This window comes from Pseudomonas sp. FW300-N2A2 (genome assembly GCF_017351735.1).
Taxonomy (GTDB): Bacteria; Pseudomonadota; Gammaproteobacteria; order Pseudomonadales; family Pseudomonadaceae; genus Aquipseudomonas; species Aquipseudomonas migulae.
Map to the genome: position 1 here is coordinate 785,813 of NZ_JACNDU010000001.1, position 24,599 is coordinate 810,411.

The 24,599-nt window shown below is 61.6% G+C and carries 21 protein-coding genes; 13 read left to right on the top strand and 8 right to left on the bottom strand.

What is annotated here, in order from left to right; genetic code table 11:
• Positions 1 to 4: 4 nt before the first annotated feature.
• From mdeB to J4E42_RS03530, 4 genes are all read right to left on the bottom strand, one after another.
• Positions 5 to 2,704, bottom strand: a complete 2,700-nt coding sequence (gene mdeB / locus J4E42_RS03515; RefSeq protein ID WP_207284614.1) for an alpha-ketoglutarate dehydrogenase — start codon at positions 2,702 to 2,704, stop codon at positions 5 to 7.
• Positions 2,701 to 3,120, bottom strand: a complete 420-nt coding sequence (locus J4E42_RS03520) for a hypothetical protein (RefSeq protein ID WP_223449437.1) — start codon at positions 3,118 to 3,120, stop codon at positions 2,701 to 2,703. The genes mdeB and J4E42_RS03520 overlap by 4 nt, the downstream gene beginning before the upstream one ends.
• Positions 3,121 to 3,172: 52 nt before the next feature.
• Positions 3,173 to 3,622, bottom strand: a complete 450-nt coding sequence (locus J4E42_RS03525; RefSeq protein ID WP_207284615.1) for a transketolase — start codon at positions 3,620 to 3,622, stop codon at positions 3,173 to 3,175.
• A gap of 638 nt (positions 3,623 to 4,260) precedes the next feature.
• On the bottom strand, positions 4,261 to 5,277 hold the full coding sequence (locus tag J4E42_RS03530) for a 1-aminocyclopropane-1-carboxylate deaminase (RefSeq protein ID WP_008045265.1): 1,017 nt from the start codon (positions 5,275 to 5,277) through the stop codon (positions 4,261 to 4,263).
• A gap of 200 nt (positions 5,278 to 5,477) precedes the next feature.
• On the opposite strand from J4E42_RS03530, the gene J4E42_RS03535 reads away from it, so the two are divergent.
• The gene (locus tag J4E42_RS03535; protein WP_207284616.1) at positions 5,478 to 5,987 is read left to right on the top strand and encodes an Lrp/AsnC family transcriptional regulator; all 510 of its coding nucleotides are present in this window, start codon (positions 5,478 to 5,480) and stop codon (positions 5,985 to 5,987) included.
• A 50-nt stretch (positions 5,988 to 6,037) separates the two neighbouring features.
• Here the strand turns inward: J4E42_RS03535 and J4E42_RS03540 are convergent, their stop codons facing one another.
• Together J4E42_RS03540 and J4E42_RS03545 are read right to left on the bottom strand one after the other, a co-directional pair.
• Positions 6,038 to 7,384, bottom strand: coding sequence for a sorbosone dehydrogenase family protein (locus J4E42_RS03540; protein ID WP_207284617.1), 1,347 nt, complete (start codon positions 7,382 to 7,384; stop codon positions 6,038 to 6,040).
• A 630-nt stretch (positions 7,385 to 8,014) separates the two neighbouring features.
• On the bottom strand, positions 8,015 to 8,938 hold the full coding sequence (locus tag J4E42_RS03545; RefSeq protein WP_008033815.1) for a LysR family transcriptional regulator: 924 nt from the start codon (positions 8,936 to 8,938) through the stop codon (positions 8,015 to 8,017).
• Positions 8,939 to 9,113: 175 nt separating this feature from the next.
• On the opposite strand from J4E42_RS03545, the gene J4E42_RS03550 reads away from it, so the two are divergent.
• The 11 genes from J4E42_RS03550 to J4E42_RS03600 all read left to right on the top strand — a co-directional run bounded on the left by J4E42_RS03550 (position 9,114) and on the right by J4E42_RS03600 (position 21,574).
• The gene (locus J4E42_RS03550) at positions 9,114 to 10,253 is read left to right on the top strand and encodes an iron-containing alcohol dehydrogenase (RefSeq protein WP_207284618.1); all 1,140 of its coding nucleotides are present in this window, start codon (positions 9,114 to 9,116) and stop codon (positions 10,251 to 10,253) included.
• Positions 10,254 to 10,337: 84 nt separating this feature from the next.
• Positions 10,338 to 11,117: an enoyl-CoA hydratase-related protein gene (locus J4E42_RS03555; protein ID WP_207284619.1), complete on the top strand. Its 780-nt coding sequence runs from the start codon at positions 10,338 to 10,340 to the stop codon at positions 11,115 to 11,117.
• A gap of 1 nt (position 11,118) precedes the next feature.
• Positions 11,119 to 12,327: a CaiB/BaiF CoA-transferase family protein gene (locus J4E42_RS03560; RefSeq protein ID WP_008033811.1), complete on the top strand. Its 1,209-nt coding sequence runs from the start codon at positions 11,119 to 11,121 to the stop codon at positions 12,325 to 12,327.
• A 169-nt stretch (positions 12,328 to 12,496) separates the two neighbouring features.
• A complete protein-coding gene (locus tag J4E42_RS03565; RefSeq protein ID WP_008033809.1) occupies positions 12,497 to 13,540 on the top strand; it encodes a TRAP transporter substrate-binding protein in 1,044 nt (347 codons plus the stop codon).
• 15 nt (positions 13,541 to 13,555) lie between these two features.
• Complete coding sequence (locus J4E42_RS03570) at positions 13,556 to 15,454, top strand: TRAP transporter large permease subunit (protein WP_008033807.1); 1,899 nt, start codon at positions 13,556 to 13,558, stop codon at positions 15,452 to 15,454.
• Between the two features lie 40 nt (positions 15,455 to 15,494).
• A complete protein-coding gene (locus J4E42_RS03575) occupies positions 15,495 to 15,953 on the top strand; it encodes a thioesterase family protein (protein ID WP_008033805.1) in 459 nt (152 codons plus the stop codon).
• A gap of 15 nt (positions 15,954 to 15,968) precedes the next feature.
• A complete protein-coding gene (locus J4E42_RS03580; protein ID WP_207284620.1) occupies positions 15,969 to 16,928 on the top strand; it encodes an amidohydrolase in 960 nt (319 codons plus the stop codon).
• Entirely contained in the window at positions 16,921 to 17,880 is a 960-nt protein-coding gene (locus J4E42_RS03585; protein WP_207284621.1) for an amidohydrolase, read from the top strand. The genes J4E42_RS03580 and J4E42_RS03585 overlap by 8 nt, the downstream gene beginning before the upstream one ends.
• Before the next feature lie 31 nt (positions 17,881 to 17,911).
• A complete protein-coding gene (locus J4E42_RS03590; RefSeq protein WP_207284622.1) occupies positions 17,912 to 19,489 on the top strand; it encodes an aldehyde dehydrogenase (NADP(+)) in 1,578 nt (525 codons plus the stop codon).
• A gap of 125 nt (positions 19,490 to 19,614) precedes the next feature.
• Positions 19,615 to 20,187 carry a PPC domain-containing DNA-binding protein gene (locus J4E42_RS03595; protein WP_207284623.1) on the top strand — a complete coding sequence of 191 codons (573 nt, stop codon included), beginning with the start codon at positions 19,615 to 19,617 and terminating at the stop codon, positions 20,185 to 20,187.
• A 79-nt stretch (positions 20,188 to 20,266) separates the two neighbouring features.
• Entirely contained in the window at positions 20,267 to 21,574 is a 1,308-nt protein-coding gene (locus J4E42_RS03600; protein WP_207284624.1) for an OprD family porin, read from the top strand.
• Positions 21,575 to 21,603: 29 nt separating this feature from the next.
• Here the strand turns inward: J4E42_RS03600 and J4E42_RS03605 are convergent, their stop codons facing one another.
• Entirely contained in the window at positions 21,604 to 22,386 is a 783-nt protein-coding gene (locus J4E42_RS03605) for an SDR family NAD(P)-dependent oxidoreductase (protein WP_008043101.1), read from the bottom strand.
• A gap of 117 nt (positions 22,387 to 22,503) precedes the next feature.
• On the bottom strand, positions 22,504 to 23,427 hold the full coding sequence (locus J4E42_RS03610; protein ID WP_207284625.1) for a LysR family transcriptional regulator: 924 nt from the start codon (positions 23,425 to 23,427) through the stop codon (positions 22,504 to 22,506).
• Between the two features lie 150 nt (positions 23,428 to 23,577).
• Here J4E42_RS03610 and J4E42_RS03615 point away from each other — a divergent pair, with 150 nt between their 5' ends.
• Positions 23,578 to 24,483 carry an NAD-dependent epimerase/dehydratase family protein gene (locus tag J4E42_RS03615; RefSeq protein ID WP_008035828.1) on the top strand — a complete coding sequence of 302 codons (906 nt, stop codon included), beginning with the start codon at positions 23,578 to 23,580 and terminating at the stop codon, positions 24,481 to 24,483.
• Positions 24,484 to 24,599 lie beyond the last annotated feature (116 nt).

The window sequence follows — 24,599 nt, forward strand, 5'->3', positions numbered from 1 at the left end:
GGCTTCAAGCGTCCCAAGGCGCGATGGCGTCAACATCAATCCCGTAGCGCGCAATCGCTTCGGCACACACGCCGGCATCGAGGCGCCCGTCCTGAACCAGTGACGTCAGGGCGCTCAAGACGATCTGATGGCGGTCCACTTCGAAAAACGCGCGCAACCGGCTGCGGGTATCACTGCGGCCGAAACCGTCAGTGCCGAGCACCGTGTAACGCGCCGGCGCGTAGCTGGCGATCAGTTGGGGCAAGGCACGCACGTAATCGGTGCTGGCAATGATCGGTGCCTTGTCGTTGAGCGATTCCTGAACGTGGCTGCGCCGCGCCGGTTGTCCCGGATGCAGGCGATTCCAGCGCTCCACCTCACGGGCCTCGCGGGCCAGCTCGGTGAAGCTGGTGACGCTCCAGACCTCGCTGTCGATGTTCCAGTCGCTGGCCAGCAGCTCGGCTGCCGCGATCACTTCAAGCAGGATCGCGCCGGAACCCAACAACTGAACGCTGCCGCGTGCGTCCTCGACTTCATGCCGGGCGAACAGGTACATGCCCTTGATAATTGCCTGTTCGACGCCCTCGGGCAGATTGGGCTGCGGGTAGTTTTCGTTCATCAGCGTGACGTAGTAGAACTCGTCGACCTGGCGTTCCAGCATCTGGCGCATGCCGTGATCGAGGATCACCGCGAACTCACCGGCGAACGCCGGATCGTAGGCCCGGCAGTTGGGCACCATCGCCGCCATCAGGTGACTGTTGCCGTCCTGATGCTGCAAACCTTCGCCGCCGAGCGTCGTGCGCCCCGCCGTGGCGCCGAGCAGAAACCCGCGCGCCCGCTGGTCCGCCGCCGCCCAGATCAAATCGCCGATGCGCTGGAAGCCGAACATCGAGTAGTAGATGTAGAACGGCAACATCGGCAGGCCATGCACCGAATAGCTGGTCGCGGCGGCTACCCAGGAACTGATCGCCCCGGCCTCGCTGATGCCCTCTTCGAGAATCTGCCCGTCGAGGGCTTCGCGATAGCTCAGGATCGAACCGATATCCTCCGGCTCATAACGTTGGCCCACGCTGGAGTAAATCCCGATCTGCTTGAACAGGCTGGCCATGCCGAACGTGCGCGCTTCATCGGCCACGATCGGCACGATGCGCGGCCCCAGTTGTTTATCCCGGAGCAAACCGCTGAGCATTCGCACGAAGGCCATGGTGGTGGACATTTCCTTGCCTTCGGCAGCAATGGCGAACCCGGCGTAGCTGTTGACGTCGGGCACGGCCAAGGACGTCGACGTGGTGGGCCGCGACGGCATATAGCCGCCCAATGCCCGGCGACGTTCGTGCAGGTAGCGCATTTCGGCGCTGTCGTCGTCGGGTTTGAAGAAGCTCAGCGAGGTCGCCTGTTCATCGGTCAACGGCAAATTGAAACGGTTACGGAAGGCGATCAAGGCGTCCTTGTCGAGTTTCTTCTGCTGGTGCACGGTCATCTTGCCCTGCCCTGCATCGCCCATGCCGAAGCCTTTCTTGGTCTGCGCCAGAATTACCGTGGGTTTTCTGCCCTCGCGCATCGCGCTTTGGTAGGCGGCGAAAATCTTCACCACGTCGTGGCCGCCGCGTTTGAGGCGGTCGATCTGTTCATCGGTCAGGCCCTGGGCCAGATGTGCCAGGGCTTCGTTCTGGCCAAAGAACTGATCGCGGTTGAAACGTCCGTCCTTGGCGGCGAACGTCTGGAACTGGCCATCGACCGTGGCGGACAGGGCCTTGACCAGCGCGCCGTCGTGATCCCGGGCAAACAGTCCGTCCCAGTCAGAGCCCCAGACCAGTTTGATGACGTTCCAGCCGGCCCCACCGAACAGCGCCTCCAGCTCGTCGATGATGCGACCGTTGCCCCGCACCGGACCGTCCAGACGCTGAAGGTTGCAGTTGACCACCCACACCAGATTATCCAGCCCTTCGCGCGCCGCCAGCGTCAGGGCCGACATGCTTTCCGGCTCATCCATTTCACCGTCGCCGAACACCCCCCAAACGGTGCGCCCGGCGGTGTCTTGCAGGCCGCGGTGTTCCAGGTAGCGCATGAAACGCGCCTGGTAGATCGAGCTGATCGGACCGATGCCCATCGAGCCGGTCGGGAACTGCCAGAAGTCCGGCATCAACCACGGGTGCGGATAACTCGACAGCCCCCGGGCGCCATTGGCGCGTGCGCCGATCTCTTGCCGGTAATGCTGCAAGTCCTTCTCTTCGAGGCGGCCTTCCAGAAAAGCCCGTGCATAAACGCCCGGCGCCGAGTGCGGCTGGTAGAACACCAGATCGCCGCCGCTGGTTTCAGTGCGCGCCCTGAAGAAGTGGTTGAAGCCCACCTCAAACAAATCGGCGGCGCTCGCGTAGCTGGCGATGTGGCCGCCGAGTTCCCCGTAGGCCTGGTTGGCTCTCGCCACCATGACCAACGCGTTCCAGCGCATGATCGAGGCCAGGCGTTCTTCGAGCGCCAGATCCCCCGGAAACACCGGCTGCTGCTCAACGCTGATGGTATTGATGTAGGGCGTACCGTGACGGGGCCGCCAATTCATCTCGCAGGTGCTGGCCAGCGTCACCAGCATGTCCATGATCTGCCGGGCCTGCCCGGCGCCGCCGTGGGCGATGACCGATAGCAAGGCATCGCGCCATTCAGCGATTTCCTCGGCATCTTCCGTGGTCTGGCCGGGTAACTGAGCATGAAGATCGGACGGGTTCATGGGCATCTCCTGCAAAAGGCTGATTCGTTATCAATGCGCGGTGGAGGGTTTGCTCGGGCCAGGCTTTTGACCTGCTCGACCGCTTCGATGACGGAGCGCTCGGTCCGGGCATCCCGGGCTATCGGGTAAATATTGATTCTGCGCTTGGGCAAATCGCGTAAAAAGCGCTTATCCAGTTCGCCAGCCACGACAAGGCAGTAATCACAGGTGGATGTGTGCGCTTCAAACATTCCTGCGCTCATCGGCGCGACATCGACCTGCATCAGTGCAATGTTTTCAAAGCAACTGAAACTGTGGTGAATCAACTCTAGATGTTCACTGCCCAGTCCAGCAGTGATCACCACAATGCGCGTGCCACTTGAGGGTTCGCGCATCCATTTCCTGGCGTTATTACGACGGTCGGCAGATCGGCTCATAGGCGTTGCCTTTCTTATTGGGTGTGTTTGATTGAGCGGGCGAAGACATCCGCTAAATAAGGTAGCGCTCCTGCAGCACGCTTTTCGCCAGACTCCGGGTCGCCAACAAAACGGCTTCCACCTGTCGATCCATCGCTGCATGGGTTGAGGCGACGGTTCCCAGGTCGACGACGCGCAGCGAGTGACCGCAGACGGATCCCAGCCAGGTCAGGCCCGGCACCGTGCCGACTTCGACGTCCAGTAAAAAACTGCTTTTGCACACGCCGCGCAGCAATTGACGGGCATCACACGCTTGCTCGGGGCTGGACCCGACCCGCAACCAGTCGAGCATCAATGCCCTGCATTGCTTGACGGCCAGGTAAGCCACCTGATCCCAGTCGTCGATGGCCACGTGCAGCTGGTCGATCATGTATTTGGGCAACGCGGCACTGGTCACGATGACCACCCCGGCATCCGCCGAGGGTTCCTTGATCCAGACGGCGGATTGCGATATCGCATGCATGGCGCTACTCCTGGCGGTTGAACGTTGTCCCCTTTCCTGTAGGAGCCGGCTTGCCGGCGATGGGGCCCGTGGGTTTTGCATCGATTTCAAGGCCGCTATCGCCGGCAAGCCGGCTCCTACAAGGGTTCGGTGACTGACACGACAATGTGAACAACACAATCCACTGTAGGAGCCGGCTTGCCGGCGATGAGGCCCGTGAGTTCTGCATCGATTTCAAGGCCGCCATCGCCGGCAAGCCGGCTCCTACAAGGGTTCGGTGACAGGCACGAAAATGTGAACAACACAATCCACTGTAGGAGCCGGCTTGCTGGCGATGAGGCCCGTGGGTTCTGCATCGATTTCGAGGCCGCCATCGCCGGCAAGCCGGCTCCTACAAGGGTTCGGTGACTGACACGACAATGTGAACAACACAATCCACTGTAGGAGCCGGCTTGCTGGCGATGAGGCCCGTTGGTTTTGCATCGATTTCGAGGCCGCCATCGCCGGCAAGCCGGCTCCTACAAGGGTTCGGTGACTGACACGACAATGTGAACAACACAATCCACTGTAGGAGCCGGCTTGCCGGCGATGAGGCCCGTGGGTTTTGCATCGATTTCGAGGCCGCCATCGCCGGCAAGCCGGCTCCTACAGGTTTGTGATCAGCCGTTACGGAACAGGAAGCTGTAGGCATTCAGCGCAGGCACCCCGCCCAAGTGTGCGTAAAGCACTTTCGAGCCTTCGGGGAACTCGCCACGGCGAACCATTTCGATCATCCCGTGCATGGATTTTCCTTCGTACACCGGGTCGGTCAGCACGCCTTCAAGTCTGCCGCACAGGCGGATGGCTTCCAGCGTGCCGTCGTTGGGCAAACCGTATTCCGGGTAGGCGAACCGTGTGTCGAGCACCACATCTTCTTCGGTGATTTCGCGCCCCAGCTCCACCAGTTCAGCGGTGTGCCGGGCGATCCGCAGGATCTGCGCCTTGGTTTTTTCCGGTTTGGCCGAAGCGTCGATACCGATGACATTCTTCGAACGGCCGTCGGCGGCAAACCCGACCACCATGCCCGCCTGGGTGCTGCCGGTCACCGAGCAGACCACGATGTAATCGAACTTGAAGCCGAGTTCTTTTTCCTGCTGGCGGACTTCCTCGGCGAAACCGACGAAGCCGAGACCGCCATACGGATGCTCGGAACAGCCCGCCGGGATCGGAAACGGTTTGCCGCCGCGCTCCACCACATCGTTCATCGCCTTTTCCCAGCTGGGGCGAATGCCGATGTCGAACCCGGCGGCGTCCAGTCGTACATCCGCGCCCATGATGCGAGACATCTCGATGTTGCCAACGCGGTCATACACGGCATCGGAGTAGTTCACCCAGTTTTCCTGGACCAGCACGCACTTCATGCCCAGGTGTGCGGCAACGGCAGCGACCTGGCGGGTCTGGTTCGACTGGATCCCGCCGATGGACACGAGGGTGTCGCAGCCCTGCTCGATGGCCTCGGGAATCAGGTATTCAAGCTTGCGCGTCTTGTTGCCGCCGAAGGCCAGGCCACTGTTGCAGTCTTCACGCTTGGCATATAGCTCGACTTTGCCGCCCAGGTGTTCGCTGAGGCGTTTCAAGGGAGTGATGGGCGAAGGACCGAAGGTCAACGGATAGCGTTTGAAACGATTCAGGTTCATGACTCTGCTCCTTGATTATTGGATATCCAAGCGCCAGACCGAAAGGCAAACAGGCTGCATTCCAGGTTCTTTCAGAGGGGCTTCGATGAGTTCAATATTAAGAACAAAGCCAAAAATATGTGTTGCAAGTTTCAATACATTAAAGAAACATAAATCGCCGCCTATCACTTCAAACAACTTTTTATTGCGTAGAAATCCATATGAACGCAACAAATACTCACAAGAAAACCGGCACATCCAGCCCGGAGCCACACCCGCTGGACCGCACCGACCGCGCCATTCTCAAGGCGCTGCAACGCGACGCTTCCATCTCCAATGTGGCGCTTGCCGAGAAGGTCAAACTGAGTGCGCCGGCGTGTTTGCGCCGCGTTGAACGCCTCAAGCAGGCGGGTTTGATCAAGGGCATCGTCGCGTTGCTGGACAATGACGCGCTGGATGCGGGCATGGTGGTGTTGATCGGCGTGGTGCTGGACCGCTCGACGCCGGAATCCTTCGCTGCCTTCGAAGCGGCGGCGCAAAAGGTTTCCGGCTGCATGGAATGCCATGTGGTGACGGGGGAATTCGACTACTTCATGTTGTTGCGCACCAAGGACAGCAACAGTTTCAACCGCCTGCACGCGGAGCAATTGTTGTACCTGCCCGGCGTGCGGCAGATTCGTTCGTTCATGGGCTTGCGCCAGGTGGTCTCGACGCCGCAGATACCTCTTTGATAGCCCGTGTCAGCCGCGCAACTTGCGCGGTGACCGGGCCCTATCCCGCTTTATTGACCCGGTTTGGCCACAGCCACGCGCCATACCTTGTTGCCGACATCGTCCGCCACCAGCAGCGCTCCGCTCTGATCAAGCGCTACGCCCACCGGACGCCCTTGCGCCTCGCCGTCGGCATTGAGGAAACCGGTAAGGAAATCCACCGGTAAACCTGAAGGCTTGCCGTCGCTGAACGGGATGAACACCACCTTGTAGCCGGCCTGCGGATTGCGGTTCCACGAGCCGTGTTCGCCGATGAACACGCCATTGGCGAAAGCGCTGGGCATGCCGCGCGAGTCAGAGAACGCCAGGCCCAGCGGGGCGACGTGGGTGCCCAACGCGTAATCCGGGGCGATGGCCTGGGCCACCTTGTCCGGGCGCGGCGGCTCAACCCGGGTGTCGACGTGGTTGCCGTAGTAACTCCATGGCCAGCCGTAAAACGCGCCGTCTTTTACCGACGTCAGGTAATCCGGCACCAGGTCGCTGCCGATTTCGTCGCGCTCATTGACCACGGTCCACAACTGGTTCGAACCGGGTTTCCAGGCCAGGCCGTTGGGGTTGCGCAGACCGCTGGCAAACAGACGCTTGTCTGCGCTTTTAACGTCAACTTCCCAGATGGCCGCCCGCCCTTCTTCGGCCTCCAGACCGTTTTCGCCAACGTTGCTGTTGGAGCCCACGGTGACGTAAAGCTTGGTGCCCTCAGGGTTGGCGAGCACGTTCTTGGTCCAGTGGTGATTGATACCGGCAGGCAGATCGGTGACTTTCACCGGCGTCGCCGTGATCTCGGTTTGCCCCTCGCTGTAAGGCACCTTGACCAGGGCGTCGGCGTTGGCGATGAACAGCTCGTTGCCCACCAACGCCATGCCGAAGGGTGACGTCAGTCCACTCATGAACACCGTGCGCAGTTCTGCGTGACCGTCACCGTCGGCATCGCGCAACAAAGTGATTCGATTGGCGCTGGGCGCATCGGCGCCGACACGGCCCATCACAAAACCCATCGCGGTGCGCCGCGCCCAGGCCAGCGGACCGCTGCCACCGTCAGTGGCGCCTTCAGGCATCGGCGGGTGATTGCTCTCGGCGACCAACAGATCGCCATTGGGCAATCTGTAGATCCAGCGCGGGTGGTCGAGGTTTTCGGCCAGGGCCGTCACCGTGAAACCGGCGGGCGCTTTCGGCTTGTCGCTGCCGGCCCAGCCGATGGCCTTGGACACCTTCAACGTCGGGATCAGCGTAGTCGTGGGCTCAGGCAACTGCGGGCTCGGGCCGACACTGGCCTGCGGCGGCAGTTTGGAAGATTCACCACACGCGGTGAGCAACGCGGCAGCGGTCATCAAGAGCGCCAGTCGGCGGGAGACAGTCATGGTTCGAACCTCGCAATGGCCATCCGTGGGCCAATTCAGGAATAGGCAAAATCCCGTCGAGTATCGCGGCGCCGATTCGTTTCAAACACCGCGCCCGCCACAAATCAATTTTGCCTGAATCGCACGAATGCAAACGTCCAATGCCGGGCACTATCCCTGACAAAGACGCAACCCACTGTAGGAGCCGGCTTGCCGGCGATGAGGCCCGAGAGTTTTGCATCGATTTCAAGACCGCCATCGCCGGCAAGCCGGCTCCTACAAGGGTGTTGTGGCAGGCCGGAATGGTGTGAACAACACGATCCCTGTAGGAGCCGGCTTGCTGGCGATGAGGCCCGCAGGATTTGCATCGACTTCGAGGCCGTCATCGCCGGCAAGCCGGCTCCTACAAGGGTTTGGTGGCGGGCACGGAAAAGGTGAACAACACGATCCACTGTAGGAGCCGGCTTGCCGGCGATGGGGCCCGCAAGGTTTGCATCGATTTCAAGGCCGTCATCGCCGGCAAGCCGGCTCCTACAAGGGTTCAGTGGCAGGCACGAAAAGGTGAACAACTGCGATCCACTGTAGGAGCCGGCTTGCCGGCGATGGGGCCCGTAAGGTTTGCATCGATTTCAAGGCCGTCATCGCCGGCAGTCAGGCGGGATTCAGCAGCGCCTCGCGCAGCAGCCTGGCCGCCGGCGAGTCCGGGACGCCTTTGCGCGACACCAGTTCATAGGGTTCGCTGCGTGAGGTGATCGGCAGCGGCAGCGTGGTGGTGAAGCCGTAGCCGGAGCAGAACTTCGCCACGTCGGTCGACACCAGTGCGACGAGGGTCGGGTTTTCCTGGAGCAGCGACAGAGTGGCGAAGGCCGAGGTGGTTTCCAGCAAATGCACCGGAAAACGCAGGTCTGCCTCATGAAACTCGCGCTCCAGCAACAGCCGCATCGGCATGTTGGCGCGATAGACGACCCAGCGGTAATCCACCAGGTCTTTCAACGACAACTGGCGGGCATAGGCGAACGGATGCTGGGTGCTGGCGATCACCGCCAGGGTTTCCTCGACGAAGGTCGAGCTCTCATACAAGTAGGGGGTGGTGCTGATGGTGGTACGGCAGATCGCCAGGTCCAGGCGCCCGGCATCGAGCTGGCTGAGCAGCGCGGCGCTGGTGTCTTCGACAATCTCGATGGACAGCTTCGGGTTGTCGGCGATCACCCGGCTGATCGCCGTGGTCAGCAGCGGCACGGCGCCCATGATGGTGCCGACCGACACGCGTCCGCCCTCGCCGCTCATGATGCCGATGATCTCTTCGCGCAGGTGCGCAAGGTCAGTCTGGATCAACCGCGCGTACCGGATGACCGAACGCCCGGCATCGTTCGGCTCAAGCCCGCGGTTAGTGCGAGTGAACAGCGCAGTGCCGAAAGTGGTTTCAATTTCTTGCAGCGCCTTGCTCGCGCCGGGCTGGGTCAGCGCGACCTGTTTGGCCGCGCCCAGCAAGGAGCCGTGCTCATCCAGGGCGATCAGCAAACGGAGCTGCTTGACGTGCAGGCGGGACATGATCGAGTTCAGTGAGGGCGTCATCAGGGTTAACTAAAAGTTATAGAGGTATCGAAAGTTGTCAGTATCGAGGCTGGCCAAGACGGCCCTATAGTCCACTCCACAGCCAGGCAATGCAATGGGTTTGACCAGAGCGCGAAAGCCCTCCTGCCCCAGACCGGTTGCAACAATAACAATCCTGTATAACTTGTGGTGAATCATGTCACTCATCAATTACGTCACCAAAATCCAGTTCGGCTATGACAGCCTGCAGCACCTCGCCGCCGAAGCCGAGCGCGCCGGCATCACCCGGCCGCTGATCGTCACCGACGTCGGCGTACGCAATGCCGGCATCGTCGACAAGGTCATCGCCGCCCTCGGCAGTGACCGCGCACCGACAATCTTCGACGCCACCCCGTCCAATCCGAATGAACACGCCGTGCGTGAAGCCGTGGCCCAATACCACCTCGGCGAGTGCAACGGCATCATCGCCGTCGGTGGCGGTTCATCGATCGATCTGGCCAAAGGCGTCGCGGTCTGCGCCACCCACGACGGTCCTCTGCAAAGCTTCGCGGTGATTGAAGGCGGACTGGATCGCATCACCTCGGCCACCGCGCCGCTGATTGCGGTTCCGACCACGGCCGGCACCGGCAGCGAGGTGGGTCGCGGCGCCATCCTGATCCTCGACGATGGTCGCAAGGTCGGCGTTATCTCCCCCTATGTCGTGCCGCGCGTGGCCATCTGCGATCCGGAGTTGACCCTCGGTCTGCCGCCCATGCTCACCGCCGCCACCGGCATGGACGCTATCGCGCATTGCATCGAAACGTTCATGGCCCCGGCCTTCAACCCCGCCGCAGACGGCATCGCCCTCGACGGCCTGTGGCGTGCCTGGGAACACATCGAACGCGCGACCGCCGAACCCGGCGATCGTGAAGCGCGGATGAACATGATGAGCGCGTCCATGCAAGGCGCGCTGGCCTTCCAGAAAGGTCTGGGCTGCGTGCACAGCCTTTCCCACGCCTTGGGCGGCATCAATCCGAAACTGCACCACGGCACTTTGAACGCGATTTTTCTACCGGCGGTCGTGCACTTCAACGCCAACGCCCCGACTGTCCGTGACGAGCGCAAACTGGAACGACTGCGCCATGCCATGGGCCTTGAGGCCGACGCGAACATCGGCGCAGCCATCGAAGACATGACCAAACGCCTGGGCCTGCCGACCCGCCTGAGCCAGATCGGCGTCGATGAAAGCCTGTTCGCCGGCATCGTCGAGGGCGCGTTGCACGATCACAGCCACAAGACCAATCCGCGCGAAGCATCCTCGGCGGACTACCTGTCGATGCTCGAACAATCGCTGTAAGCAGCCGCTGCCCAACAACAATAAATCAGGAGGCAACCGCGCCGTCGATCTCACCCCCCGAGCATCGACGACAGCGGAACAATCATGAAGCCCACCGTCCTTATCGAACGGCAAGACGCCATTGCCATCGTCACCCTCAGTCATCCGGGAAAGATGAACGCCCTGACCCTGTCCATGTGGCAAGACCTGGGTGACGTCATGACCGAACTGTCCGCCGACCTCAGCGTGCGTTGCGTGGTGTTGCGCGGTGCGGGCGAACAGGCCTTTGCCGCCGGCGCCGATGTCGGCGAGTTTCCGAGCGTGCGCGCCAACCAGGCGCAAGCCCGACACTATGCCGAAGTCACTTCAGCGGCGATGCGCGCGGTTGTCGACTGCCCGCACCCGGTGATCGCGATGATCCACGGCGTGTGCGTCGGCGGTGGCCTGGAAATCGCCGCACTCTGCGACCTGCGCATCTGTGGCACGTCCAGCCGCTTCGGCGCGCCGGTCGGCAAGCTCGGGCTGGTCATGTCCTATGACGAAATGGCCGGGCTGGTGGCGCTGGCGGGACGCTCGACGACCCTGGAGATTCTCCTTGAAGGTCGCATTCTCGACGCCAACGACGCCTACGTGAAAAACCTCGTGACCCGCGTCGTACCGGATGCCGAAGTCGAATCCGAAACCCTCGCCACCGCCAAACGCATCATCAACGGCGCCCCGCTCGTCGCCCGCTGGCATCGCCAGGCGGCACGACAACTGGAAGCGGGCATCGCCCCCACCGTCGAGCAGATCGACAGCAGTTACTCCTGCTACGACACCGACGATTTTCAGATCGGCCTGAACGCGTTCATCGCCAAAGCCAAACCACAATTCGAGGGCAAATAACATGGGACCGCTGACAGGAATGCGCGTGGTAGAACTGGCTCACATCATGTCCGGCCCGGTGTGCGGCATGATGCTGGCCGACATGGGCGCTGACGTGGTGAAGGTCGAGAAAGTCCCGGACGGTGATGATTCGCGCCGCTTCTCGCCGATCATGGCCAGCGGTGAATCCGCTTCGTTCATGGTGGTCAACCGCAACAAGCGCGGGATCGGCCTGAACCTGAAAACCGAGGGCGGCCGCGACGTTCTGCGCCGCCTGCTGATGGACGCCGACGTGGTCACGGAAAACTACCGCGCCGGCACCATGGAAAAATTCGGCCTCGGTTACGAAACCCTGAAAACCCTCAACCCCGGGCTGATCTACTGCGCGATTTCCGGTTACGGCCGCAGCGGGCCGTTCGGCGAGAAAGGCGGTTTCGACCTGATCGCCCAAGGCATGAGCGGCATGATGAGCATGACCGGCGAAGCCGGGCGTGAGCCGGTCAAGGCCGGTTCGCCGGTGGCCGACATCAACTCCGGCATCCTCGCCGCCCTCGGCATCTGCGCCGCGTATGCCGCGAAACAGAAAACCGGCCTTGGGCAGATGGTCGACACCTCGCTGTTCGAAGCCGGCCTGCAACAAATGTACTGGCCAGCAGCGGCGTATTTCGCCGACGGCACCATCCTGCCAAAAATGGGCTCGGCCAACTCCACCAGCGCGCCGTACCAGGTGTTCCGCACGGCGGATGGCTGGATCAACATCGGCGCCGCCAACCAGGCCAACTATGAACGACTGGTCGAGGCGCTGGCCGTTCCGCAATTGAAAGCCGACCCACGCTTCGCCAGCAACGCCTTGCGCATGGAGCATCGCCTGGCGCTGGTGGAAATCCTCAACGAAGTGCTGGTCGCACGCACCACGGATGAATGGATGGTGTTGTTCGACAGCCTCGGCCTGCCTGCCGGGCCGGTCCTCGACATCGCCGCCGCGCTGGCCCACCCGCAAACCAAGGCACGCGGCATGGTCGTCGAGACCGAACACCCGACCGAAGGCCGGGTGCGCGGCATGGGCTTGCCGATTCACTTCTCCGACATGGACAACGCCGCGCCACCGACCAGCCGCCCTGCACCGCTGCTCGGCGAGCACACCCGCGAAGTGCTGAAGGAAAGCGGGTATGCGGAAAACGAAATCGACGAGTTGATTCGCACCCAGGCGGTGGTCGCACTCGCCTCCTGAACCGAACTGTGTGGGAGCGAGCCTGCTCGCGATGGACGTTAACGAAAACGCGTTTTTGGCTGGATAAACGCGGCGCCCTCAGGTCCATCGCGAGCAGGCTCGCTCCCACAAGGAGCAGCGTTCGCGTTGCTTTTTAGAACAACTACAACAAAAACAATAGGTGAACATCATGAGCCGTATCTTGACCGAGTCCGTCAGCCGCCGATCCTTTCTAGTGTCTGCCGGCGTCACCGTGGGTGGCGCATTTGCCGCCAACCTGCTGCCTTCCAGCGTCTTCGCCGCGACCAAACCCATCGTGCTGCGCTACACCAGCAGCCTGCCCGACACCCATCCGCTGAACCAACAGATGAAGGCCGCCTCGCTGGCGATCAAGGCCGAAACCAACGGCGCGGTGGACTTGCAGGTGTACGCCAACGGCGCCATGGGCGGCGACACCGACATGCTGTCCCAGGTGCGCGCCGGGGCAATCGATTTCATTCCATTGCCGGGTGCGATTCTCTCGACGCTGGTGCCGGCCATGTCGATTGAAAGCATGCCGTTTGCGTTCAAGGACTACGACAGTGTCTGGGCTGCGCTGGACGGCAAGCTGGGCGAATACGTGCGCGCCAAGACCGAGAAGGTCGGCCTGATCCCGATGGAAAAAGTCTGGAACAACGGCTTCCGCCAGATCACCAGTTCGACGCGGCCGATCAACACGCCGCAAGACCTCGCCGGCTTCAAACTGCGCGTCTTGGTCAGCCCGCTGTGGACGTCGATGTTCAGCGCCCTGGGCGCGTCGCCGACCGGCATCAGCATCAACGAAACCTACTCGGCCTTGCAGACCAAAGTGGTCGACGGCCAGGAAAACCCGCTGGTGGTGGTCGAGTCTGCACGCTTCTATGAAGTGCAGAAATATTGCTCGATGACTGACCACATCTGGGGCGGTTTCTGGATCGTCGCTTCGGGCAAGACCTTCCCGAAACTGCCGGCGGACGTGCAGGAAATCGTCTCCCGGCAGATCAACGCCGCCGCGCTGGTTCAGCGCCAACAGGTGATCGACCTCAACTCCAGCCTGGAGCCGTCGCTGACCGCCCACGGCATCACCTTCAACAAAGTCGACCGCACACTGTTCAGGACAGACCTGCAATCGAAAGGCTTCTACACCCAATGGAAGGATAAGTACGGCCCGGAAGCCTGGAGCTTGCTTGAGCAATACGCGGGTCAACTGTCCTAAGCCGGAGACAAAGTCATGAAAAATGAACTGCCAATGACGGATGTTGCTCCCGCTGAAGGACTCAGCCCACACCAAACCACATTTCGTCTCGGCCGCGCGCTGGACACCGGTCTGCGCTGGCTGACCGAGGGCAGCGCCGCGTTGCTGGTGGTCATCGAAGTCACGCTGCTGTTCTGCAACGTGTTCTCGCGTTATGTGCTCAACCAGCCGATTGTCTGGGGCGACGAACTGGCTTCGCTGCTGTTCCTGTGGCTGGCGATGCTCGGTTCAGTAGTGGCGATGCGACGCGGCGAGCACATGCGGCTGACCTCGTTCATCTCGCGGCTGCCCGTGGAAAAACGGGCGTTCATCGACACCCTGGGCGCAGTGATCGTCATCACCTTCATCGGGCTGCTGTTCACCCCGGCCTGGGAGTACGTCAGCGACGAGTGGATCATCACCACCGCCGCCCTCGAAATCCCCAACGCCTTTCGTGTGTCCGCCATCGCCGTCGGCCTGAGCCTGATGTTGATGACCTGCGTCGCCCGGCTGTTGACCAGCGCACGGTTGATCGACTTCTCGGTCTCGGTGGCGATGCTCGCATCCCTCGGCGCGTTGTTGTGGGTGGCCGAAGGCTCGATGTTGCTGATGGGCAACTGGAACCTGGTGATCTTCTTCATGGTCGGCGTGATGGCGATGATCGTCATCGGCGTCCCCATCATGGTCGCGTTCGGCCTGGCCACGGTGGCGTACTTGTCGACCATGACCAGCACACCACTCACGCTGGTGGTGGGGCGGATGGACGAAGGCATGGCGAGCCTGATCCTGCTGGCCATCCCGCTGTTCGTGTTTTTGGGTGCACTGATCGAAGCCATGGGCATGGCGCGGGCGATGATCCGTTTCCTGTGCTCGCTGATCGGCCATGTGCGCGGCGGTTTGTCGTATGTGCTGATCGGCGCCATTTACCTGATCTCCGGTATTTCCGGCTCGAAAGCGGCCGACATGGCCGCCATCGCCCCGGCGCTGTTTCCGGAAATGAAGAAGCGCGGCGAGGACGAAAACGAACTGGTGGCGATGCTTAACGCTTCCGGGGCGATGTCGGAAACCATTCCGCCAAGCCTGGTGCTGATCACCATCGGTTCGGTGACCGGTGTGTCGATTTCCGCACTGTTCACCGGCGGTTTCATGCCGGCGGTGGTGGGCGCAATTGCGATGGCAGCCGTCATCTGGTGGAAGAACCGCAAAGGTGAGGCCTCCACCGGCAAACGCGCCTCAGGCAAGGAAATCGGCCACTCGCTGCTGCTCGCGATCCCTGCGCTGGCCCTGCCCTTCGTGATCCGCACTGCGGTGGTCGAAGGCGTCGCCACCGCGACCGAAGTCGCCGCCATCGGTGTGGCCTACACCTTCATCGTCGGTCTGCTGTGCTACCGCTGCTTCGACTGGCGCCGCTTGTATCCGATTCTGGTCAGCACCGCGTCGTTGTCCGGCGCGATCCTGATCATCATCGGCAGCGCCACCGCCATGGCCTGGGCGCTGACCCAGTCGGGCTTCTCGCACCAATTGGCGCAAGTGATGGCGACCGTTCCGGGGGGCGCGATGGGCTTCCTGATCATCTCCGCCGTGGCGTTCATCCTGCTCGGCAGCTTCCTGGAAGGCATCCCGGCCATCGTGCTGTTCGGCCCGCTGCTGTTCCCAATTGCCAAAGCCATGGGCATCAACGACGTGCATTACGCCATGGTCGCGATCTTCGCCATGGGCCTGGGCTTGTTCGCCCCGCCATTCGGCGTCGGTTTCTACGCCGCGTGCGCCATCGCCAAGGTCGACCCAAGTGGCGCCATGCGCCGGGTCTGGCCGTATCTCGGCGCCCTGGTCGTCGCGCTGGCGGTGCTGATCGCCGTGCCGTGGATTTCCATCGGTTTCCTGCCGTCTGCCTGAATCAACCTTTGACTGTCAGCACTCAAACACGAGGTTTTGTATGAATTTCTCCACTCTGCACCCAGGCTCCGCCACCGAGCGCCCACTGATCGTCGACAAACAACGCACCATTTCGTTTCTGGGCGAAGACTTGCGCATCTACGCCACGCCGCGCCTGGTCGACGACATTGAGCAGACTTGCCTCGATTACCTGCTGACCTTCCTCGACGAGGGTGAAAACACCGTGGGGGCGGCGGTCGATATCCGTCACGTCGGCGCCACGCTGCTGGGCATGTCGGTGAACATTGTCGCCACGGTCACTCGCATTGAAGGTCGCAGCGTCACCTTCAATGTCGAGGTGCGCGATGACGTCGAGCTGGTGGCGACAGCAGCGCATACCCGTGTGGTGGTGAACGTCGCCAAACTGCGCAGCCGCGTCCAGGCCAAAGCCGAGGCAGCGGCCGCCGGCGACGTCGAAGACGGCGTGCTCAGCCCTTCGCAATTCTCCGCGTCGCGCTGAGTCAGGGTCTTCGTCATGATCACCCTTCACGAACGCAACGGCATGCCGAACCTGGCGGCCGGGGATGCGCTGCCGGTCGTCGATGCCCATCACCATTTGTGGGACCTGGGCAACGGGCGCTATCCGTGGTTGCAGGACGAGTATCACGAGGAATTCTTCCTCGGCGACTATCACAGCCTGTGCCGTGATTTCCTGCCGGAACAGTTCCTCGCCCTGACCGAAAATCAACGCTTGGTCGGCACGGTGCACGTCGAGGCCGAGCGTGCGCGCGACGAGCAAGTCGCCGAGACGCGCTGGCTGGAACAGGTGAACGCCCGTTACGGCTTTCCGAATGCCATCGTTGCCCATGCCTGGTTCGATCGCGAAGACAGTGCAGAGATTCTCGCCGCTCAAGCCGCCAGGCCGCTGGTGAAAGGCATCCGTTCAAAACCGGTGACTTCGGCATCGCCGGACGTATCGGTGGCCGGTGCCAAGGGCACCATGCAGGACCCGAACTGGCTGGAAGGCTTTTCACGGCTGGCCGAGCACGATCTGTCGTGGGACCTGCGGGTGCCGCCGTGGCACCTGATCGAGGCGGCGGAAGTGGCGGCGATGTTTCCGCAGATCCGCATTGCGCTCAACCACACCGGTTTCGCCTGGGACCGCAGCCCACAAGGCATGGCGCGCTGGCGCAAAGGCCTGGAGGCGTTGGCCTTGCAGCCGAACGTGCACATCAAGCTGTCGGAGTTCGGGCTTAAAGATTCGCCCTGGAATTATGACGACAACCGGATTGTGGTCCTGACCGCGCTGGAAATCTTCGGCCCCGAGCGTTGCATGTTCGCCAGCAATTTTCCGGTGGCCGGGCTGCGCGCTTCCTACGACACGATTGCCGATGGCATGGCCGCGATGCTCGTCCCCATGGGCCGTGCGGTGCAGGAAGCGGTGTTCGCCGGCAACGCCCGACGCTTTTATCGATTGGAGGAGCAGCATGGATAACCTGTCGGCCATCGACTGGCGCGCACGTTTTCTGGCCAGCGGCGACGATGCGGATTTGCCCATCGTCGACGCGCATCAACACTATTTCGATATCGAAACCCATTACTACCCATGGCTGAACGACCGCCCGTTGCGGCCGTTTCGTTATGGCGATTACTCGTCGATCTGCCGCAATTTCCTGCCGGCCGACTATCACCGGCTGACCGGCCGCCATCACGTCGTGCAAACGGTCGTGATCGAGGGTGAGTGGGACCCGGCGACACCGGCCGATGAAGTGCGGTTTGTCGAATCGCTGGCGAAAACCGAGTCCACCCTGGGCGCCATGGTCGCGCAGGCCTGGCTGGATCGTGAAGACGCTTTTGATCTGCTGCGCCTGTACGGCGATCACCCATTGGTGCGCGGCATACGCCATAAACCGGCGGTGACCAGCCGTGAAGCCTGGCGCGAAGATTTTGTCGCCCCCGGTTCGATGCGCGATCCGCGCTGGCGCGAGAGATACGCCCAACTGGCCGAAAACGGCCTGCACTTCGAATTGCAGGCGCCGTGGTGGCATCTGCCGGAAGCCGCCGAGCTGGCGCGGGATTTTCCCGACGTGTCCATCGTGGTCAATCACACCGCATTGCCCGCCGACCGCTCCGAAGAAGGTCTGGCCGGTTGGCGTGAAAACCTCGCCCTGCTGGCAAAGGAACCGAACGTCGTGCTGAAGATTTCCGGCATCTGCATTCCCGGCAAGGCGTGGCCGATCGAGGCGAACCGCGTGGTGGTGAACGACGCGATATCGATTTTCGACGTCAGCCGCTGCGCGTTTGCCAGCAATTACCCGGTCGATGGCGTAGTGAACAGCCTCAGCGAAGTGTTCGACGGTTTCAAAACCATTGTCCGGGACCGCTCTCTCGAAGATCGGCTTGCGCTGTTTCATGACAACGCCCGACGCATCTACCGGCTCGCTTGACCCGATTTGAACAGCTCATCAGGAGTCCAACATGTTTGAAGTTTCAGGCCACAACTACATCGCCGGCGCACGCTCGGCCAACGGCACGCACACCCTGCAAAGCCACGATGCCAACACTGGCGAAGCACTGCCCTATCGCTTCCATCAGGCAACAGCCGAGGAAGTGAATGCCGCTGCAGAAGCCGCGGCCACGGCGTACCCGACTTTCCGTAACCTGTCGGCCGCCCGCCGCGCCGGATTTCTCGATGCCATCGCCGCAGAACTCGATGCGCTGGATGACACGTTCATCGCCCTGGTGTGCCAGGAAACTGCCCTGCCCGCCGGGCGCATTCAAGGTGAACGGGCACGCACCAGCGGCCAGATGCGCCTGTTCGCCACGATGCTGCGTCGGGGTGATTTCTACGGTGCGCGCATCGACCGTGCGTTACCGGACCGTCAGCCACTGCCGCGTCCCGACCTGCGTCAGTACCGCACCGGTCTCGGTCCGGTCGCCGTGTTCGGCGCCAGCAACTTTCCGCTGGCCTTCTCCACCGCCGGCGGCGACACCGCTTCCGCCCTCGCCGCCGGTTGCCCGGTGGTGTTCAAGGCCCACAGCGGCCACATGGCAACCGCCGATTACGTCGCCGATGCGATCACCCGCGCAGCGCGCAAAACCGGGATGCCCGCAGGCGTATTCAACCTGCTCTACGGCAGCGTCGGTGAGGCGCTGGTCAAGCATCCGGCCATTCAGGCGGTCGGCTTCACCGGTTCGTTGCGTGGCGGTCGCGCCTTGTGTGACATGGCGGCGGCGCGCCCTCAGCCGATCCCGGTGTTCGCCGAGATGAGCAGCATCAACCCGGTGTTGCTGATGCCCGAAGCACTCAAGGCACGCGGTGAAAAAATCGCCGCCGAGCTGAGCGCTTCCGTGGTGTTGGGTGCGGGCCAGTTCTGCACCAATCCCGGTTTGGTGCTGGGCATTCGTTCGGCGGAATTCACGGCATTCCTCGAACGTTTTACCGGATTGATGAGCGAACAACCGGCGCAAACGATGCTCAACGCCGGCGCCTTGAAAAGCTATTGCCATGGCCTCGACAACCTGCGCGCTCACCCCGGCATCACACACCTGGCCGGCAGCGAGCAACAGGGCAATCAGGCACGGCCACAAGTGTTCAAGGCCGATGCGAGCCTGCTGATCAATGGCGATGAGTTGCTTCAGGAAGAAGTGTTCGGCCCGACCACCCTCGTCGTTGAAGTCGCCGACCACACCGAGTTGATGCAGGCATTGCACGGTTTGCGCGGGCAGTTGACCGCCACGCTGATTACCGAGGATTCGGAGCTCGATACCCTCGGCGATGTACTGGCCCTGCTGGAACAGAAAGTCGGGCGCGTGCTGTTCAACGGTTATCCCACTGGCGTGGAAGTCTGCGACGCCATGGTGCATGGCGGCCCTTACCCGGCGACGTCGGATGCACGCGGCACCTCGGTCGGAACCTTGGCGATCGATCGTTTCCTGCGGCCGGTGTGTTACCAGAATTGCCCCGACAGCCTGTTGCCGGAGGCCCTGAAAAACAGCAACCCGCTGAGCATCGCCCGACTGGTTGACGGCGTCAGCAGCCGCGATGCGCTGTAAGTCACACGGCTTCAACTAACAACCACGTTTAGCGACAACTTCCGCGCCTGTTGAACTACAGGCGTCGGATTCGCTCGTCCCGAAAACCGCAACACCCACACAACAACAAAAACAGAGGAAGTCTCATGCAAGTCCAACGTCACCCGAAACAACGCCTGTGCAAACTGATGCTGGCCGTGTCCGCCGCCGTGATGATCAACATTGCAGGTGCTCAATTGGCCTTTGCCGAAACCACTCCCACCGCGACGACCGCGCCCATGCAATGCCCCACTGAAGCCACACCGCGCTACACCAAAACCCCCACCGGTTACCTCATGGTCCTGCGCACGGGCGACAACGCGTTCAAGGAGCTGACCAAACTGGCCATCGCCGAGAAGATCCCCAGCGCGTCCATCACCGGTATCGGCTTCGGCAACGTCAAGTTCGGTTTCTGGAACAAGGACAAGAAGGACTTCGACGCCAAGCTCTTGAACGGTGTCGAGATGGCGAGCATCACCGGCTCGGTCGCCTGGAAAAACGAACAGCCTTCGATCCATATGCACGGCGTGGCCGGTGACGCCACGTTCCAGGCGTATGGCGGCCACATCCTCGACTTCGAAGTCACCACCGGCTCGATGGAAATCACCGTGATCGTCCACCAGCGTCGCCTGGAGCGCGGCATTGACCCATGCATCGGCGCCAACGTGTTGGGTATCTGATCCAGGCATCACGCTCCCGCCTGTCACGGCGGGAGCCACCCTCCTGAATTCAAAAACTACAAAAAAAGGGGCGATTTACATGAGTAACAAGAACACCGTTGTAACCCTGGCGCTGGGCGCCATTGCACTGAGCACCCAGGCCCACGCCGATTTCCTGAGTGACAGCAAGGCAACCCTGGGGATGAGGAATTTCTACTTCAACAACGACAACCGCGACGGCCCGGCCGCGCCGTCGAAAACCGAGGAATGGGCGCAGGGTTTCATGCTGGACTTCAAGTCGGGTTACACCGACGGCATGGTCGGCTTTGGTGTCGATGCGCTCGGGCTGATGGGGATCACGCTGGACAGCGGCAAAGGACGCCACGTCGGCAGCAGCATGATTCCGTCGGACAGCGACAACAGCGCGGTCGATGAATGGAGCCGGCTGGGGTTGACCGGCAAGGTCAAGGTCTCGAAAACCGAGCTGCGCCTGGGCACGCTGATGCCGAAACTGCCGATCCTGGTGTCCAACGACGGGCGCCTGCTGCCACAGACATTCGACGGCGGCCAGATCACCTCGAGCGAGTTCAAGGACCTGACCCTCACAGGTGGCCGCATCGAACATGCGACGGGACGTGGCTCAAGCGACCGAACAGGCCTGGCAGCCACCGGCGGCACCCGTGAAAGTAACGCCTTCGATTTCGCCGGCGGCGACTGGAAAATCACCAAGGACCTGACCGCCCAGTATTACTATGCCAACCTCGACAACTACTACACCCAGCAGTTCTTCGGCCTGTTGCACACGCTGGCGATCTCGGACAATCAATCGCTGAAAACCGACCTGCGCTACTTCAAGACCGATTCGTCCGGCGCCAACAGTTCGGGCACCTCAGGCTACCGGATCAGCGGCTACACCGAAGGTGCCGATGGCGAAATCGACAACCGGACCTGGAGCGCCGCACTGATCTACACCGTCGGTGCCCATGCACTCACCGCCGGTTATCAAAGCGTCTCCAGCGGCAGCAACTTCACTCAACTCAGCCAGGGCAACCTGCCCGATAAAGGTGCCGGCGGCGCCAGCCTCTACCTGTACACCGATCGCCTGATCCAGACCTTCACCCGCGCGGGCGAACGCACGTCTTTCGGTCAGTATGCGTATGACTTTGCCGGTGTGGGTGTGCCCGGTTTGAAGGCTTCGGTCATCTACCTCAGCGGCGATAACATCAAGACCGTCACCGGCGACACCCAGAAGGAATGGGAACGGGATTTCGGCCTGGACTACACGATTCAGTCCGGCGCGCTCAAGGGTGTCGGGTTTGGCTGGCGCAACGGCAAGTCCAACAGCGAAGCGAGCCGTGATCAGGATCAGAACCGCTTGATCGTGAACTACAGCATTCCGCTGCTTTAACGCGTACCGGTCCGCAGGGATGCGACCGCTTAAAGAATCGAGCGAATGGTGCCGCCCTCGACGCGCATGGCCATGCCATTGAGCGCCGGTGACGCCGCCAGGTGAAGCACGCTGCAGGCCACTTCTTCAGGCTCGATCATGCGCCGGATCAACGACGTCGGCTCGGTATCGTCAAAGTAATCGTGGACCACCTGCTGCGGGGTGATGCCTTTCTCGGCAGCGATTTCGCGGTGGTAACGCTTGACCGCCTCGGTGTAGGTCGGCCCCGGCAGGATCGAGTTGACCCGCACGGCGGTGCCTTTGGTGAGTTCGGCCAACGCTCTGGAAATCCCCAGCAGGCAGGTTTTCATCGCACCGTAATGAACCATCCACGGCTGTGGCTTGACCGCGGATTCACTGCTGATAAACACAATCGAACCGTGCCCGCGTTCGAGCATCTGCTTCATGACCAGCCGCGTCATGCGCACACCGCTCATGACATTGACGTTGAAGTAATGAAACCACTGGGCGTCGTCCGTTTCGAAAAAGTCCCGGACCTCGAAGATGCCGACATTGTTGATCAGGAAATCGATCGGCCCGGACTCAAGGGCCAAGGCCACCAGACGTTCCGCCGCGCCTTCCTGGGTCAAGTCTGCCACCAGGCCTTTGCTGCGTTCACCCAGTTCTGCGACGGCTGCGTCGACCTCTTCCGCCAACAGCCCGCTGATGACCACGTTGGCGCCTTCAAGGATGAAACGCTGGGCGATGGCCTTGCCGATCCCCGTCGCGCCGCCGGTGATCAGCGCGGTTTTTCCAGTCAGTTGATAGTCCATGAACAGCCCTGGTTTGTTGTTATGCGGACAATCATGCCCCAGGCCTGGCGTGAAGACTTTCAAGGGTTGCTGAAGACTGATTCAGCAAAAAACCGAAACCGCGGGGTTGTGTTGCAATCAGGGCGAGGTCAACTGCGGCCCGATTCGCTCCAGCAGGAAATCAATGAACACCCGTACGCGATGGGGCAATTGCTGTCCCGGGCCGATGAACACGGCGTGAATCGCCTCGGTTTCACCACTGTCGAATGCCTCCAGCACCGGTACCAGACGCCCCGCTTCGATGTCGGCGCTGATGTGGAAATTCGCCAGCCGGGCGATCCCTAATCCGGCCAGCGCCGACTGACGCATGCTCTCGCCGTCACTGAGCAGGACATTGCCCTTGGGCTCGATCTCGATGCGTTGACCGTCAGCGCCGCGAAAAACCCAGGCCTGGGAATGGCGATGAAAACCAAAACTGAGGCGGTTATGCCGCTGCAACTCCTCCAGGGTTTTCGGCTGTCCCCAGCGGGCGAGGTAACCCGGTGAGGCCACGGTGATCTTGCGGCTTTCACCCAAACGTCGCTGGACCAGGCTCGACTCTCTCATCGGGCCGGTGCGGATCGCGACATCCGCGCGTCGCTCCAGCAGGTCCACCACGGTGTCGGTCAGCTCGACGTTCAGCGTGATGTCCGGGTAGGCCGCAAGAAAATCCGGCAGCAGCGGCAACAGGCAATGCAGACCGAACGGCAGGTTGGCGTTGACCTGAATCAGCCCGCTAGGCCGGGTCACGTTGGCGATATCTCGCTCGGCGGAATCGATCAGTTCGAGAATCCGCAGGCATTCGTTGTTGAACCGCTCGCCTTCCGCCGTGAGTTCCAGACGCCGCGTCGAACGATGCAACAAGCGCGCACCCAAGCGCGCCTCAAGTCGCGCAATCAGTTTGCTGACCGCCGAGGGCGACATGTCCAGGCGTCGTGCGGCTTCAGAGAAGGTGCCTGCGCTGACGACCCGGGTGAACACTTCCATCTCGCCGGAGCGGTTGATGTCTTTGATCGTTAGCATGAACTTGATTCACAGATACTTGTAGTTCCAGCAGTCTAGCTCATATACGGAGTGGATCGTATCGTGACCGGATTCCTTGACCAGGAATACCTGCGCCTTCCATTTAATGCGAGGCCGGGCATAACTCAAAGATGCAAGGGAGATAATCCATTGAAAATTTTCGTTACCGGCGTGACCGGTTACATCGGCGGTTCCGTAGCCAAATACCTGGTGGATGCGGGCCATGAAGTCAGCGGCCTGGTGCGTAACCCGGAACACCGCGCAGCGCTGCAGGCACTGGGCATCACCCCGGTACTCGGCACCCTCGATGATGCTTATATTCTCAGCGAACAGGCGCGCGCTGCCGACGCAGTGGTCAACGCCGCCAACTCCGACCATCGTGCTTCGGTGGAAACGTTTATCAGCGCCCTGAGCGGCAGCGGAAAAGTGTTGTTGCACACCTCGGGTTCGAGCGTGGTCGGTGATGACGCTCGCGGCGCCTATGAACGCCCGGACATCTTCACCGATGAAACGCCATTCACGCCGATGGACATCCGCAAGGACCGGGTCGAGATCAATCAGCTGGTGCGTAATGCCGGCGTTGAGCTGGGTATTCGCAGCATCGTGTTCTGCCCGACCATGATTTATGGCGAGACGTTGGGCGTGCCGGCGAAAAGCGATCAACTGCCGAAACTGTTCGCTCAATCGCGCAAGTATGGCGCGGGAGCTTATATGGGGGCCGGGGTGCATCGCTGGTCCAACGTGCACATCGAGGACCTGGCGGAGTTGTATCGTCTGGCTATCGAGAAGGCGCCTTCTGCTTCGTTGTTCTTTGCCGAGAATGGCGAGGCTTCGTTTATCGAGATTGCGACGTCGATCAGCAAGTCGTTGGGTTTTGGCGGGGCGATTCAGAGCTGGCCGGCGGATGAGGCGATTGCCGAGCTGGGGGATTGGGCGCGTTTTGCCATTGGTTCGAATAGCCGTGTGCGTGCGGTCAATGCTCGTGTGTTGCTGGGCTGGGCGCCGAAGCGGGAGTCGATTCAGCAGTGGATCGAGACTAGCGGTGTGCAGTGGTGATTGTTCGCTTTATGCGGTGATGCTGCTGGGTGTGTGCATATCCATTTCTGCGGTAACGGCGGCTATTGGTTCCGCTCTTACAGCGGGTCACTTGGAAGAGCGCCAAGTAACCAAGC

Coding starts and splice junctions, on each gene's coding strand:
- mdeB (WP_207284614.1), bottom strand. CDS start 2,704: ATGAACCCGTCCGATCTTCATGCTCAGTTACCCGGCCAGACCACGGAA.
- J4E42_RS03520 (WP_223449437.1), bottom strand. CDS start 3,120: ATGAGCCGATCTGCCGACCGTCGTAATAACGCCAGGAAATGGATGCGC.
- J4E42_RS03525 (WP_207284615.1), bottom strand. CDS start 3,622: ATGCATGCGATATCGCAATCCGCCGTCTGGATCAAGGAACCCTCGGCG.
- J4E42_RS03530 (WP_008045265.1), bottom strand. CDS start 5,277: ATGAACCTGAATCGTTTCAAACGCTATCCGTTGACCTTCGGTCCTTCG.
- J4E42_RS03535 (WP_207284616.1), top strand. CDS start 5,478: ATGAACGCAACAAATACTCACAAGAAAACCGGCACATCCAGCCCGGAG.
- J4E42_RS03540 (WP_207284617.1), bottom strand. CDS start 7,384: ATGACTGTCTCCCGCCGACTGGCGCTCTTGATGACCGCTGCCGCGTTG.
- J4E42_RS03545 (WP_008033815.1), bottom strand. CDS start 8,938: ATGACGCCCTCACTGAACTCGATCATGTCCCGCCTGCACGTCAAGCAG.
- J4E42_RS03550 (WP_207284618.1), top strand. CDS start 9,114: ATGTCACTCATCAATTACGTCACCAAAATCCAGTTCGGCTATGACAGC.
- J4E42_RS03555 (WP_207284619.1), top strand. CDS start 10,338: ATGAAGCCCACCGTCCTTATCGAACGGCAAGACGCCATTGCCATCGTC.
- J4E42_RS03560 (WP_008033811.1), top strand. CDS start 11,119: ATGGGACCGCTGACAGGAATGCGCGTGGTAGAACTGGCTCACATCATG.
- J4E42_RS03565 (WP_008033809.1), top strand. CDS start 12,497: ATGAGCCGTATCTTGACCGAGTCCGTCAGCCGCCGATCCTTTCTAGTG.
- J4E42_RS03570 (WP_008033807.1), top strand. CDS start 13,556: ATGAAAAATGAACTGCCAATGACGGATGTTGCTCCCGCTGAAGGACTC.
- J4E42_RS03575 (WP_008033805.1), top strand. CDS start 15,495: ATGAATTTCTCCACTCTGCACCCAGGCTCCGCCACCGAGCGCCCACTG.
- J4E42_RS03580 (WP_207284620.1), top strand. CDS start 15,969: ATGATCACCCTTCACGAACGCAACGGCATGCCGAACCTGGCGGCCGGG.
- J4E42_RS03585 (WP_207284621.1), top strand. CDS start 16,921: ATGGATAACCTGTCGGCCATCGACTGGCGCGCACGTTTTCTGGCCAGC.
- J4E42_RS03590 (WP_207284622.1), top strand. CDS start 17,912: ATGTTTGAAGTTTCAGGCCACAACTACATCGCCGGCGCACGCTCGGCC.
- J4E42_RS03595 (WP_207284623.1), top strand. CDS start 19,615: ATGCAAGTCCAACGTCACCCGAAACAACGCCTGTGCAAACTGATGCTG.
- J4E42_RS03600 (WP_207284624.1), top strand. CDS start 20,267: ATGAGTAACAAGAACACCGTTGTAACCCTGGCGCTGGGCGCCATTGCA.
- J4E42_RS03605 (WP_008043101.1), bottom strand. CDS start 22,386: ATGGACTATCAACTGACTGGAAAAACCGCGCTGATCACCGGCGGCGCG.
- J4E42_RS03610 (WP_207284625.1), bottom strand. CDS start 23,427: ATGCTAACGATCAAAGACATCAACCGCTCCGGCGAGATGGAAGTGTTC.